General features: G+C 67.8%; 12 protein-coding genes. 9 read left to right on the top strand and 3 right to left on the bottom strand.

Annotated elements, in window-relative coordinates; all coding sequences use genetic code 11:
- Nucleotides 1-15: 15 nt before the first annotated feature.
- Together AACH00_RS11205 and AACH00_RS11200 are read right to left on the bottom strand one after the other, a co-directional pair.
- Entirely contained in the window at nt 16-444 is a 429-nt protein-coding gene (locus AACH00_RS11205; protein ID WP_341399222.1) for a GNAT family acetyltransferase, read from the bottom strand.
- Nucleotides 445-484: 40 nt separating this feature from the next.
- A complete protein-coding gene (locus AACH00_RS11200) occupies nt 485-1,000 on the bottom strand; it encodes a DUF1993 domain-containing protein (RefSeq protein ID WP_341399221.1) in 516 nt (171 codons plus the stop codon).
- 214 nt (nt 1,001-1,214) lie between these two features.
- Between AACH00_RS11200 and AACH00_RS11195 the strand changes: the two genes are divergently transcribed.
- From AACH00_RS11195 to AACH00_RS11185, 3 genes are read left to right on the top strand one after another with little or no spacing between them, the layout of a single operon-like run.
- A complete protein-coding gene (locus AACH00_RS11195; RefSeq protein ID WP_341399220.1) occupies nt 1,215-1,772 on the top strand; it encodes a GbsR/MarR family transcriptional regulator in 558 nt (185 codons plus the stop codon).
- A gap of 3 nt (nt 1,773-1,775) precedes the next feature.
- A complete protein-coding gene (locus tag AACH00_RS11190) occupies nt 1,776-3,140 on the top strand; it encodes a cytochrome ubiquinol oxidase subunit I (RefSeq protein ID WP_341399219.1) in 1,365 nt (454 codons plus the stop codon).
- Nucleotides 3,137-4,159 (top strand): cytochrome d ubiquinol oxidase subunit II, encoded by a 1,023-nt coding sequence (locus AACH00_RS11185; RefSeq protein ID WP_341399218.1) that lies wholly within the window; start codon nt 3,137-3,139, stop codon nt 4,157-4,159. The genes AACH00_RS11190 and AACH00_RS11185 overlap by 4 nt, the downstream gene beginning before the upstream one ends.
- A 104-nt stretch (nt 4,160-4,263) precedes the next feature.
- On the opposite strand, the gene alaS is transcribed toward AACH00_RS11185, so the two are convergent.
- Complete coding sequence (gene alaS, locus AACH00_RS11180; protein ID WP_341399217.1) at nt 4,264-6,891, bottom strand: alanine--tRNA ligase; 2,628 nt, start codon at nt 6,889-6,891, stop codon at nt 4,264-4,266.
- 341 nt (nt 6,892-7,232) lie between these two features.
- Here alaS and AACH00_RS11175 point away from each other — a divergent pair, with 341 nt between their 5' ends.
- Genes AACH00_RS11175 through AACH00_RS11150 form a run of 6 tightly spaced genes read left to right on the top strand, consistent with a single transcriptional unit; the run spans nt 7,233 to nt 13,948 of the window.
- Nucleotides 7,233-8,252, top strand: coding sequence for an FAD:protein FMN transferase (locus tag AACH00_RS11175; RefSeq protein ID WP_341399216.1), 1,020 nt, complete (start codon nt 7,233-7,235; stop codon nt 8,250-8,252).
- Nucleotides 8,253-8,277: 25 nt separating this feature from the next.
- Nucleotides 8,278-11,289, top strand: coding sequence for an HzsA-related protein (locus AACH00_RS11170; RefSeq protein WP_341399215.1), 3,012 nt, complete (start codon nt 8,278-8,280; stop codon nt 11,287-11,289).
- A complete protein-coding gene (locus AACH00_RS11165) occupies nt 11,286-11,915 on the top strand; it encodes a hypothetical protein (RefSeq protein ID WP_341399214.1) in 630 nt (209 codons plus the stop codon). Before AACH00_RS11170 ends, AACH00_RS11165 begins: the two co-directional genes overlap by 4 nt.
- 10 nt (nt 11,916-11,925) lie before the next feature.
- Nucleotides 11,926-12,717: an SH3 domain-containing protein gene (locus AACH00_RS11160; protein ID WP_341399213.1), complete on the top strand. Its 792-nt coding sequence runs from the start codon at nt 11,926-11,928 to the stop codon at nt 12,715-12,717.
- Nucleotides 12,718-12,743: 26 nt separating this feature from the next.
- Complete coding sequence (locus tag AACH00_RS11155) at nt 12,744-13,400, top strand: outer membrane beta-barrel domain-containing protein (protein ID WP_341399212.1); 657 nt, start codon at nt 12,744-12,746, stop codon at nt 13,398-13,400.
- 11 nt (nt 13,401-13,411) lie between these two features.
- A complete protein-coding gene (locus AACH00_RS11150) occupies nt 13,412-13,948 on the top strand; it encodes a TlpA family protein disulfide reductase (RefSeq protein WP_341399211.1) in 537 nt (178 codons plus the stop codon).
- Nucleotides 13,949-13,951 lie beyond the last annotated feature (3 nt).

Here is a 13,951-nt window from a genome sequence, read left to right as displayed (position 1 = left end):
TGTGGCCGCCGGGGCTCACAGGTCACTCTCCAGGCGTCGTCCCATGCTCATCACGCAGTCGTCGGTGTAGCCGAGCGCCGCGTAAAAAGCCTGCACGGCCGTGTTCTCGGAGCGGATCTGCAGGTTCACCTTCGGGCAGCCACGCGCGGCCAGCAGCGCTTCCGCCCAGGCCATCAGCTGCCGGCCCAGGCCATGTCGCCGTGCCTGCGGCGCCACGGCCAGGTAGTTGATCCAGCCGCGGTGGCCTTCATAACCCACCATCACGCTGCCCACCAGCACACCGCGCTCATCCACCGCCACGCCCAGGCCCGCCGGGTCCACATCCAGCTTTCGTCGGATGTCCTTGGCCGGGTCGTTCCACGGGCGGGTCAGCTCGCAGGCCTGCCACAGGGCGATCAAGGCGCCTTGGTCAGCAGGTGCAAAAGGGCGGATCTGGACGTTCATCGAGAAGCCAAAGGTGTGTGCAGGTGAACCGGCGGGTTGATCAGGCCGACGCGCCGGCGAGGTAGTCAATCTTGCCCAGGTCCACACCGTTGTGGCGCAGCAGCGCGTAGGCGGTGGTGACGTGGAAGAACACGTTCGGCAGCACCCAGTGCAGCAGATAGGCCTGGCCCGCCATCGTGCGGGTGGCTTCCTTGCCCACGGGGAAGGTGATCTCCACGGCTTCGCGACCGTCGATCTGGGCCGGTGACACGGTCTCGAGCCAGGCCACGGTCTTGGCCACGCGGGCCTTCAACTCGGCGAAGGTGGTTTCGTTGTCCTCGAACTTCGGCGCCTCGATGCCGGCCAGACGGGCCGTGCCGTTCTTGGCCGCGTCGCAGGCGATGCGGATCTGCGCCGTGAAGGGCAGCATGTCGGGCGCCAGACGCTGGCCGCAGAACACGTCCGGGCTGAACTTGCGGGCCGCGGCGTTGGCTTCGGCCTTCTCGAGGCAGTGCGCGAGGTTGCGCAGGGCGGTGGTGAACGCGGGCAGGCTGGCGGTGCCGAGGCTGATGGTCATGGTGTCTCCGACGTGATGAAAGGGCTCGGCAGACACACAGGTCCGCACAGGAAAAGCGGCCATCTTACGCACGCCCCGCAACACCCGTGTCGGCCGAGGCTTTCGCGGCCGCCTGGCCACATTTCCCTGCTCACAACGCAACCTTGCTGAACTTTCAGTAATTACTGAAAGTTCAGCATATGATTGCGACACATCAAGGAAAACCCGAATCGCCATGACCGCACTCAGCCCGCTTTCGCACAGCTTCGTGACCCACTTCGGTGAGATGGGCAGCCGCTGGGGCATAAACCGCACGGTCGGCCAGATCTACGCGCTGATCTACATCTCGGCCCGACCGATCCACGCCGACGACATGGCCGAAACCCTGGGCTTCTCGCGCTCGAACATCAGCATGGGGCTGAAAGAGCTGCAGGCCTGGCGGCTGGTGCGCCTGCGCCACCAGACGGGCGACCGGCGCGAGTACTTCGAGCCCGCCGGCGATGCCTGGGACACCTTCCGCCGGCTGGCCGAGGAGCGCCGCCGCCGCGAGATCGAGCCCACGCTGAGCATGTTGCGTGACGCCCTGCTGCAGCCCGCCACCAACGACGACGACCTGCATGCGCAGGCGCAGATGCGCGAGATGCACGACCTCATCGAAATGCTCACCGAGTGGTTCGACGAAGTGAATCAGATGGACGTGCAGACGCTGTCCAAGCTGATGAAGATGGGCGCCAAGGTGGGGCGCCTGCTCGAGTTCACCGGCAAGCTCAAGCTGCCGGGCCAGGAGAGTTGAATCATGGACGCCCTTCTGCTGTCGCGGCTGCAATTTGCCGCCAACATTTCCTTCCACATCCTCTTCCCGACCATCACCATCGCGCTCGGTTGGTGGCTGCTGTTTTTCCGCTGGCGCTGGGTGCGCACGCGTGATGAGCGCTGGCTGCTGGCCTGGCGCTACTGGACCAAGATCTTCGCGCTGACGTTCGCGCTCGGCGTCGTCAGCGGCATCACGATGAGCTTCCAGTTCGGCACCAACTGGCCGGGCTTCATGGAGAAGGTCGGCAACATCGCCGGGCCGCTGCTGGGCTACGAGGTGCTGACCGCGTTCTTCCTGGAAGCCACCTTCCTGGGCGTGATGCTGTTCGGCCACGACCGGGTCTCGGAGCGCGTGCACCTGTGGGCCACCTTCCTGGTGGCGTTTGGCACCACGATGAGCGCGTTCTGGATCCTCAGCCTCAACTCGTGGATGCAGACGCCCGCCGGCTACACGCTGGTGAACGGCGAGTTCCATGTGGCCAGCTGGCGCGAGGTGGTGTTCAACCCCTCACTGCCTTACCGCCTGAGCCATGTGCTGCTGGCCTCGGGCCTGACCGCCAGCTTCCTGCTGGCCGGCGCCACCGCGCTGCGGGTGCTGCAAGGCACGGCCAGCCCGGCCGCGCCGCTGGTGCTGCGCGCCTCGCTGACGGTGGCCGCGGTGCTGATGCCGCTGCAGATCCTGGTGGGCGATGCCCACGGCCTGAACACGCTGGAGCACCAGCCGCAGAAGATCGCCGCCATCGAAGGCGTGTGGCACACCGAGCGTGGTGCGCCGCTGGTGCTGTTCGGCTGGCCCGATGAAGCTGCCCGCACCACCCATGCGGCCATCGAGATCCCGAAGGTCGCGTCCCTCATCCTGACGCACGACCCGAACGGCGAGATCCGCGGCCTGAATGAGTTCGAGGGCATGCATCCGCCGGTGGCGCCGCTGTTCTGGGGCTTCCGCGTGATGGTGGGCACCGGCATGGCGATGCTGATGGTGAGCTGGGCCGGCCTGTGGCTGCTGCGCCGCGCCCAGTGGCAGCCTGAGCGTCTGCCGCGCTGGTCCTTGCAGGCCGTGCGCTGGATGACGTTCTCGGGCTGGGTGGCCACGCTGGCCGGCTGGTACGTCACCGAGATCGGCCGCCAGCCCTTCATCGTCTACGGCCTGCTGCGCACGGCCGATGTGGTGTCGACCACGCCCGCCGCGCACATCGCCTGGACACTCACCGGCTACCTGCTGCTGTACGCCGGCCTGATCGTGGCCTATGTGCGTGTGCTGCGCTACATGAGCGAGAAGCCCTTGATCGCCGGGCCGGTGAGCCCGTCATCGGGCAAGGCCACCCAAGCCAACGGAGCCGCGGCATGAGCCCCGACCTGATGACCAGCGCCTGGCCGCTGAACGACTGGATGCCCATCGTCTTCATGGCCCTGATGGGCCTGGCCATGCTGACCTACGTGGTGCTGGATGGCTATGACCTCGGCGTGGGCCTGTTGATGTCCAGGGCCAATGCGGCCGAGCGCGACACCATGGTGGCCTCCATCGGCCCGTTCTGGGACGCCAACGAAACCTGGCTGGTGCTGGGCGTGGGCATCTTGCTGATCGCCTTCCCGAAGGCGCATGGGCTGGTGCTGTCAGCCCTGTATCTGCCGGTGGCCGTGATGCTGCTGGGCCTGACGCTGCGCGGCGTGGCCTTCGACTTCCGGGTGAAGGCGCGCGTGGCCCACCAGGGCCTGTGGAACCAGGCGTTCATCGCCGGCTCAGGCCTGGCCGCGGCCTCGCAAGGCTGGATGCTGGGCCGCTACATCACCGGCTTTGCAGAAGGCGGGCTGGCCCAGGGCTTTGCGGCGCTGATTGCGCTGGCCCTGCCGGCGGCCTATGTGCTGCTGGGTGCCTGCTGGCTGGTGATGAAGACCGAAGGCGCACTGCAGGAGCGGGCCATCCACTGGGCCAAGCGGGCCTGGGGCCCGGTGGTGGTGGGCATGGGGCTGATCTCCATCGCCACGCCCCTCGTCAGTGCCACGGTGCGGGCCCGCTGGTTTGCACTGCCGGAGTTCATCGCCCTGCTGCCCATTCCCTTGTTCACCCTGCTGGCCCTGGGCGTGACGCGCGGCCTGCTCAACTCGCACCGCGTGCGCGGCAAGCTGTGCGCCGCCCCGTTTGGCGCGGTGGTGCTGGTCTTCATCATGGGCGCCATCGGCCTGGCCTACAGCCTGTTCCCGTATGTGGTGATGGACAAGCTCACGCTGTGGCAAGCCGCCAGCGCACGGGAATCCCTCTCGGTGATCCTGGTGGGCGTGAGCATTACACTGCCGGCCATCATCGGCTACTCGGTGTTCGCCTACCGGGTGTTCCGGGGCAAGGCCACCGCGCTGTCGTACGGCTGATACGGGCATGAAAAAAGGCGCCCGGACAGATGTTCCGGGCGCCTTGATCAAACGGGCTCAGGCGAGCCTGGGCGGTTTCAAACCGCCGGCCGTGTTCAAGCCACTCAGGCGCGTTCGCCCACCCAGGCTGCCACGGCCGCCAGCGCGGCAGGCAGGCCCGCAGCGTCAGTGCCACCGGCCATGGCCATGTCAGGCTTGCCGCCGCCCTTGCCGCCCACTTGCTGAGCAACAAAGTTCACCAGCTCGCCGGCCTTGACCTTGCCAATGCTGTCGGTCGTCACGCCAGCGGCGATCTGCACCTTGCCGCCGTCCACGGCCGCCAGCACGATGGCTGCGGTCTTCAGCTTGTTCTTCAGCTGGTCCATGGTCGTGCGCAGCGTCGCGGCATCAGCGCCTTCCAGCACGGCCGCCAGCACCTTGATGCCCTTGACGTCCACGGCCTGGTTGACCAGCTCGTCGCCCTGGCTGGAAGCCAGCTTGCCCTTCAGGGCCGCCACTTCCTTCTCCAGTGCGCGCACCTGGTCTTGCAGGCTGCCGATGCGGCCGGCCACTTCAGCCGGGGCTGCCTTCAGGGCACCCGCCACGCTGTTCACCGTGTTTTCCAGGCTCTGCAGATAAGCCAGCGCGTTGTCGCCGGTCACGGCTTCCACGCGGCGAATGCCGGCGGCCACGCCGCTCTCGGCCACGATCTTGAACAGGCCGATGTCGCCCGTCGCCTTCACGTGGGTGCCGCCACACAGCTCCTTGCTGGAGCCGATCGACAGCACGCGCACGGTCTCGCCGTACTTCTCGCCGAACAGCATCATCGCGCCGCTCTTCTGCGCGTCGTCCAGGGCCATCACTTCGGCCTGGGCACCGGCATTGGCCAGAATTTCAGCGTTCACCAGCGCTTCGACCTGGCGCACTTGCGCTTCGGTCATCGGTGCGGTGTGGGCGAAGTCGAAGCGGGTGCGCTCGGCGTTCACCAGCGAGCCCTTCTGCTGCACATGGGCGCCCAGCACTTCACGCAGGGCCTTGTGCATCAGGTGGGTGGCGCTGTGGTTGCGCACGGTCTTGGCGCGGACCTCGGCATTCACCTTGGCGGCGAAGCTGTCGCCGACCTTGACGCTGCCTTCCACCACGCGGCCGTGGTGGCCGAACACGTCGGCCTGGATCTTCATGGTGTCTTCCACCACGACGCGGGTGCTGGCGTTGCGGAACTCACCGCTGTCGCCGGCCTGGCCGCCACTCTCGGCGTAGAACGGGGTGTGGTCCAGCACGATGACGGCGTCGTCACCGGCCTGGGCCTCGGCCACCGAAGTGCCGTCCACATACACCGCCACCACCTTGGAGGTGTCGCAGTTCAGGTGCTCGTAGCCGTGGAAGGCCGTGGCCACGCCGCTGTACTCCAGGCCAGCGGCCATCTTGAACTTGCCGGCGGCACGGGCCTGGTCGCGCTGGCGGGCCATGGCGGCGTCAAAACCGGCCTGGTCCACCGTCACGCCACGCTCGCGGCACACATCGGCGGTCAGGTCGACCGGGAAGCCGAAGGTGTCGTGCAGCTTGAACGCGGTTTCGCCGTCGATCTGGCGCGTGCCCGTGGCCAGCGCGGTGTCGAGGATGTCCATGCCGCGCTCGATGGTCTGGAAGAAGCGTTCTTCTTCCTGGCGCAGCACCTCGGTCACGCGGGCTTCGGCCTGGCGCAGTTCGGGGTAGGCGTCGCCCATCTGGCCCACCAGGGCCGGCAGGATCTTGTGGAAGAACGGCACGCGGGCGCCGAGCTTGTAGCCGTGGCGGATGGCGCGGCGGGCAATGCGGCGCAGCACATAGCCGCGGCCTTCGTTGCCTGGAATCACGCCGTCGACGATGGTGAAGCTGCAGGCGCGGATGTGGTCGGCGATCACCTTCAGCGAAGCGCTGTCAGCGTCACAGTCACCACCACCGGCGGCGTCCACGGCCTGCTTGGCCGAGGCCAGCAGGGCCACGAAGGTGTCGATCTCGTAGTTCGAATGCACGTGCTGCAGCACGGCGGCCAAGCGCTCCAGGCCCATGCCGGTGTCCACGCTCGGCTTCGGCAGCTTGTGCATCACACCGTCTTCGGTGCGATTGAACTGCATGAACACGTTGTTCCAGATCTCGATGTAGCGGTCGCCGTCTTCGTTCGGGCTGCCCGGGGGGCCGCCGGCCACGTCCGGGCCGTGGTCGTAGAAGATCTCGGTGCACGGGCCGCACGGGCCGGTGTCGCCCATCATCCAGAAGTTGTCGGACATGTAGCGTCCGCCCTTGTTGTCGCCGATGCGCACGATGCGCTCGGCGGGCACGCCCACCACCTTGTTCCAGATCTCGTAGGCCTCGTCGTCTTCCGAGTAGACGGTGACCCAGAGCTTCTCGGCCGGCAGCTTGAAGTGCTGGGTCAGCAGTTCCCAGGCGTACTGGATGGCGTCGTGCTTGAAGTAGTCACCGAACGAGAAGTTGCCGAGCATCTCGAAGAAGGTGTGGTGACGCGCGGTGTAGCCGACGTTGTCCAGGTCGTTGTGCTTGCCGCCTGCGCGGATGCACTTCTGGCTCGTCGTGGCACGGCTGTAGGCGCGCTTGTCGAAGCCCAGGAACACGTCCTTGAACTGGTTCATGCCTGCGTTCGTGAACAGCAGCGTCGGATCGTCACCGGGCACCACGGGCGACGAGGCGACGATGGTGTGGCCCTTCGATTCGAAGAACTTCAGGAAGGTATGGCGGATCTCGGAGGCTTTCATCCGGGACTTTCGACTGAAAAGTCGGAGCTGGCAGGGGCATCAGGCCGCCGCTGTCAGCTGCGAGGTTGAAGGGAACTTTCGATTATAGAAGTCGCGCCCGGGTCTGCCCGCACGGCCACCCCTCTCAGGCGTGCGACAGCCTCGTGACAAACCACTGATTCGCACGGTTGCAACGTCGTACCGCTCGTTACCTTTGGCACGGAACCCCCGCGATACAGTCGCGCCGCTTCCGCCCGATCAAGCCCGCACCGCCAGAGCAATCCGGCACGGCGGGGCCGCAGTCTCAACCCCCAGCCGATGCGCGACGCCACCCTCTCACCGCTGCCTGCCCGGAGCACCGCATGAGCTTGCTCGATGCGCTGCTGCCTGACCGCACCACCCGCCTGCTCCAGCGCTGGGCGGGCCGGCCTGCCGGCGCCAAACTGCAACAAGTGGTGACGAAGCCCGGCTGGTTCAGCGCACAGTTGAGCACCATGGGCACGGCTGTGAGCGCCGAGCTGTGGGCCGCTGATGCCGCAGAAGCCACCGCCGCACTGGACGCCGTGATGGCCGAGATGCAGCGCATCAATGACACCTTCAGCCCGCACCTGGCGAACTCCGAGCTGACACGCATCAACCGCGAGGCCGCCCACCACCCGGTGGCCCTCAGCGAAGAGATGACCCGTCTGCTGGGCCGCGCACTCGATCTGTCGGCCCTGTCGGACGGCGCGTTCGACATCACCTATGCGGCCGTCGGCCAGCATTACGACTACCGCGCCGGCACCGCCCCTGATGCCGCCACGCTCACCAACGCCCTGGCCTGCGTCGACTGGCGCTTGCTGGAGCTGGACCGCCAGGCCGGCACCCTGCGTTTCGGCCGACCCGGCATGCGCATCGACCTCGGCGGCTTTGCCAAGGGCCACGCCGTGGACAACGCCGTGGCGCTGCTGCGCCAGCGCGGCATCCATCACGCCATGGTGGCGGCCGGTGGCGACAGCCATGTGCTGGGCGACCGCCGCGGCCGCCCCTGGACCGTAGCCATCCGCGACCCGCGCCAGGCCGGCGAGGCTGTGGCCGTGCTGCCGTTGCAAGACACCGCCGTGTCGACCTCGGGCGACTACGAGCGCTTCTTCGAGCGTGGTGGCCTGCGCCACCACCACCTGCTGGACCCGCGCACCGGCCAATCGCCGCGCGACGTGCGCAGCGTCACCGTGCTGGGCGACGACGGCCTGAGCTGCGAGGCGCTGTCCAAGACCGTGTTCGTGATGGGCCGGCGTCGCGGCCTTGCACTGATCGACTCCCTGCCAGGGCTGGACGCCGTGGTGGTGGACGCCGACGGCGCGCTGCATTTTTCTGCCGGCCTGCAACAGGCCCTCGCTTGACCCCTTGATGACACAGGCACGCACCATGAAACACCTGCTCCCCTGCCGCCTGCCCACCACCCGCGGCGTTGCCGCCGTCACGCTGATGGGCCTGGTGGCGGGCCTTGTGGCCTGCTCCGGGGGCGGCAAGGGCGAAGACAGCACCCTGGTGGTGGCCGGCGACGTGCCCATCGTCTATGTGAAGCGCGCCGACAGCATCAACCTGAACCCGACCGACGGCGGCAACTTCGCGGCCGGCGGCGACCTGATGCTGCGCGAGAAATCATCACCCAGCGCCACCGAACACAACCTCACCGCGCGCTTCACGCAGGGCGAAGGCGATGCCTCCGACCCCGAGGTGTCGTACGACGGCAAGAAGGTGGTGTTCTCCATGCGCTGCCCCACCAGCAACACCTCGAAGATCGGCGATGTGGCCGCCTGCACCGGACGCTGGAACATCTGGGAATACGACATGAGCACCGGCGGGCTGACGGGCGGCACCTTTCGCCGCCTGACCAGCTCCACCACCGACGACGACGTCGACCCGGTCTACCTGCCCGGCAAGCGCGGCTTCGTCTTCACCTCGAACCGCCAGACCAAGACCCGCCACACCCAGGCACTGGGCCGCAGCTATTTCGCGCTCGACGAGTACGAACGCGAGCGGGTGATGAACCTGCACACGATGACGGCCGACGGCGCCGAGATCACCCAGATCTCGTCGAACCAGAGCCATGACCGCAACCCGGTGATCCGGCCGAATGGCGACGTGATGTTCTCGCGCTGGGACCACGTCGGCGGGCGCAACCACTTCAAGGTCTTCCGCATGAAGCCCGACGGCACCGACATGTTCGTGCTGTACGGCGCCCACAGCGAGGGCAACAGCTTCCTGAACCCGCGCGACATGGACCCGGCGGGCAAGTACAAGGGCTTCCTCAGCTCGGACCTGATGCCGCTGTCGCGCACCCATGAGGGCGGCGCGCTGGTGCTGGTGGATGCAGCCAACTACTCGGAGCAGAACACACCGGCCAACAGCACCGTGCCAGCCACCGGCGGGCAGCAGCAGATCACCGGGCAGGAGCTCAACATGAGCCGCGGCTTCTCGCGCTATGGCCGTGTGACGACGCCCTACCCGCTGTGGGACGGCAGCAACCGCCTGCTGGTGGCCTACAAGCCGTGCGAGGTGACGAAGGCCGGCAATGTGGTGTCTTGCGCCACCTTGACCGAGGCCGAGATCGCCCTGCTCTCGGACGACGAGCGCACGCTCGAAGACCAGGCCGGCGACACCGTGCTCGACAACGTGCGCCCGCACTACGCCATCTACATGTTTGACCCGGCGCAGCAGACCTGGCTGAACGTGGCCACGCCGCCTGCGGGCTTCATGTTCACCGACCCGATCGCGCTGCTGCCGCGCACCGAGCCCAACATCATCCAGACCGCGAACGTGGACACCGACCTGGCCGCCAAGGACCAGGGCCTGCTGGAAGTGCGCAGCGTGTACGACACCGACGGCCTGGGCCGCATGGGCGACGCCGTGCTGACCGCCGCCGACCTGCGCGCCGGCTGCACCACCGCCATCGCCAAGACCGCGCCCACCGACGCGCTGGACACCCGCAGCCAGGTGGCCGACCTGCTGCGCATGAAAGACCCGGCCGACCCCGCCTACGGCTGCTCGCCCGCCCGTTTCGTGCGCGCCTTGCGGGCGGTGGCGCCGCCCTCGGGCAGCATGGGCCTGCGCCGCGCCATCGGTGAAACCGACTTCGAGCCGCAGCAGATCCTGGGCTATGCACCCATCGAGCCCGATGGCTCGTTCAAGCTGGTCGTGCCCGCCGATGTGCCCATCGCGCTGGCCGTGGTGGACGAGCAGGGCCGCGCCTACCAGACGCACACCAACTGGATCCAGGTCCGGCCGGGCGAGCGCCGCACCTGCGACGGCTGCCACAGCCCGCGCCGCGGCGCCTCGCTCAACAGCGGCAACATCGTCAACACGATGCCGGCCAGCCTGACGCGCGCCCTGGCCAGTGCCCACCTGAGCGGCGAGACCATGGCATCGACCCGCAGCCGGCTGGATGCGGACGTGCTGAAGCTGACCGCCGACCTGCTCTACCGCGACGTGTGGGCCGACACCACGCAGACCGGCGTCACGGCGCGTCCGGCCATCAGCCTGCGCTACACCGGCAATGCCACCGCTGCGCAAGACCTGGCCACGCTGGCACCGGTGAACGGCATCATCAATTACCCCGAGCACATCCAGCCGCTCTGGAGCCGTGACCGCGGCAGCCGCACCTGCACCACCTGCCACAACGCCGCCAGCAAGCTCGACCTGAGCGGCACGCTGGCCGGCATCGGCCGCCTGCAGTCGTACCAGGAACTGCTGCTGGGTGACCCGGTCATCGACCCGGCCACCGGCCTGCCCAGGACCCGGGTGCGCGAGGGCGTCATCGAGATCGTGCGCGACGCGGCGCTGGTCGACGCCAGCGCCAGCGAAGGCGACGCCGTGGGCATGGCGCGCAAGAGCCGGCTGATGGAGATTCTCTCGGGCCAGAGCCTGATGGCCGACAGCGCGTCACGCACGGCCCACCCCAACCCGCCGGCCACCGCGCCTGACCACGCGTTGATGCTCAACAGCGCCGAAAAGCGCCTGCTGGCCGAATGGATGGACCTGGGCGGCAAGTACTACAACGACCCGTTTGATGCGAATGCCGGCGTGCGCAACGTCGCCACGCTCGACCAGGCCAGCTTCGAGGCCAAGGTACTGCCCATCCTGCGCAGCACCTGCGCCACCAACTGCCACATGGCGGTGGGCAGCAACAAGGGCGGCGATTTCCGCAACAACCGCTTCGTGCTGACCGGCAGCGCCGAGGGCGATTTCAACGTCACGCTGTCGATGATCAACGACACCTGCAAGGCCGCGAGCAACCCGCTGCTGACCAAGCCGTCCACCGTGCCGCACCCGGCCGGTGCCACGCGCCAGACGGTGGCACCGCTGCCCACCACCGGCGCCGCCTACACCACGATCCTGAACTGGATCGCCAGCGGCTGCGCCGCCTCCACGCCATGAACCTGCTGCAGCCTTCGCGCCGATGCGCGCACCTGATGTCGCCCGCCCGCATGCTGGTGCTTGGCGCCTGCGCCCTGCTCACGGCCTGTGGCGGCGGTGGCAACCCGCTGGCCAACCCGGCCGACGTGGCCAACCCGGCGGGCACTGGCGGCACCAAGCTGTCGTTCGAGTATTTCCAGCGCTGCATCCAGCCACTGCTCGTCACGCCGCTGGCCGGGCCGACGGGCACCAACACCTGTGCGGCCAGCGGCTGCCACTCGAATGCCAACGGCACCGGCGGTGCACTGCGCATCATCGAGAACGCCGCGCTGGTGGACCTGGCTGATGCCGCCAACACCGCAGAGAAGGTGCGGGCCACCGAGATGTACCGCAACTACTACTCGTCGCTGGGTGTGTCGGTGGCCGGTGACGCCGCGCAAAGCCGGCTGCTGACCAAGCCACTGGTGAAGGGCGTGCTGCATGGCGGCGGCGTCATCCTGGCGAGTGACCAGGACCCGGCCGCCAGGCTGATGCGCTACTGGATCGAGCACCCGGCCCCCGCTGGCCAGGACGAGTTCAGCAACGCCTCGTGGGCCCTGTTCACGCCGGCCGATCCGGCGACGGGCACCTGCAACACAGGCCTTTGAGAACATCCCCATGAAACGTCTTCCGAATGTGCTGGTGGCTGGTGTGCTGAGCCTGCCGCTGCTTGCACAAGCGCAAAGCCCAACCGAAACCCAAGCCCCGGCAGACACCGACGCCCAGCCCGGCCTGGCCAAGGTGGCGCGTGTGCGCGTTACCGCCCCGTACCTGGAGCTGCACACCGGCCCGGGCCGTGGCTACCCGGTGTTTTTCGTCGCCGAGCGTGACGCCTGGGTCAGCATCGAGCTCCGCCACACCGACTGGTACAAGGTGCGCGCTGCCACCGGCCAACTGGGCTGGGTGCACCGCGAACAGCTGTCCACCACGCTGGCCGAAGCCGGCGCCGCGCGGCCCTTCCGCGACGTGGTGATCGACGACTACCTGCGCCGCCGCGTCGAGATGGGCGCCGCCTACGGCCGCTTCAAGAGCGAGCCGGTGATCCGCCTGTGGGCCGGCTACCGGATGTCCGACACGCTGTCGCTGGAAGCCAGTGCCAGCCAGGTGCAAGGCGTGTTCTCGGGCTCCAGCCTGTGGCAGGTGAACCTGTTGAGCGAGCCCTGGTTCAACCAGCGCCTGTCGCCGTTTTTCGGCATCGGCGTGGGCCGCTTCCTGAACGTGCCGAACAAGAGCCTGGTCGACAACAGCGTCACCAACGCCAACATGGCCCAGGTGATGCTGGGCGCGCGCTATCACCTGAGCGACCGATTCGTGCTGCGGGCCGACTGGACCCTGCACAGCGTCTTCCTGTCCGACGAGCGAAGCGCCGAGTACCGCGCCTTCACCGCCGGCGTTTCCTTCTTCTTCTGAGGCCCGCCATGCCCCGTCACGTTTCCATGAACGCATTCACCCGCCAGTTGCCCAAGCTGATGCTGGCCCTCACTGCGCTGCAACTCAGTGCCCCCGCCCTGGCGCAAGTGAAGGCACCCGCCGACAGCAGCAACCAGGTGGTCGTGCCGCAGGTGGACCGCCGCGATGTACGCCTGCCGCGCTTCCCGTCGAACGACTTCGAGGCCGGCCTGTTCGGCGGTGCGTTCTCGACCCAGAACTTCGGCGCCAGCGCCGTGGGTGGCCTGCGCGTGGGCTATCACATCACCGAAGACTGGTTCGTGGAAGCAGCCCTGGGCCGCACCACGGTCAGCGATGAAGCCTTCACGCGTGTGCTGCCGGGCGGCATCTTCACGCCGGGCAATGAAAAGCTGCAGTACGCCAACCTGTCGGCCGCGGTGAACTTGCTGCCGGGCGAGGTGTTCTTTGGCCGCGACAACGCCAAGCCGTCGTCGGTGTTCCTGATCGGCGGCGTGGGCACGACCAAGTTCAACGGCCAGCGCCAGCAGGGCTTCAACCTCGGCGTGGGCATGAAGGTGTTCCTGCGGGATTGGGCGGCCGTGCGCATCGACATGCGCGACCACATCTTCTCGGTCGACCTGCTGGGCAAGCGCGAAACCACGCACAACCTGGAACTGAGCACGGGCGTGTCCTTCTTCTTCTGATGACCCGCCGCATGTCTTCACGCTCCTCACAACTCACCGCCGCGCTGAACCGCCGCCACGCGCTGGTGCTGGGCCTGGCGGGCACGGCGGGCCTGGCTGGGTCATCAGCCAACGCCAACCCTGCGCCCGGTCAGCCCGCACCCGACTTCGCCCTGCGCGCACTCGACGGCCCGACGCTGCGCCTGCGCGAGCTGCGTGGCCAGGTGGTGCTGCTGAACTTCTGGGCCACCTGGTGCGCGCCCTGCCGCGAAGAGATGCCGCAGCTCACCCGCCTGCACGCCAAGTACCGCGCCGCCGGCCTGACGGTGGTGGGCGTGAACGTGGACGACGACAGCCGCAACACGGCCGACGTGGCCCGCAAGCTGGGCGTGAACTTCCCGGTGCTGCTCGACAGCGAGAAGCAGGTCAGCAAGCTCTATGCGCTGGCCAGCATGCCCTCCACCGTGCTGATCGACCGTGACGGCCAGGTGCGGCACGTGCACAAGGGCTACCGCGAGGGCTTTGCGGAGCTCTACGAACAGCAGATCCGCAGCCTGTTGAAGGACTGACCC

Origin of the sequence: Ideonella margarita (genome assembly GCF_038066635.1) — a bacterium.
Classification (GTDB): domain Bacteria; phylum Pseudomonadota; class Gammaproteobacteria; order Burkholderiales; family Burkholderiaceae_C; genus Ideonella; species Ideonella margarita.
This window is presented reverse-complemented; position numbering and strand designations above follow the sequence as displayed.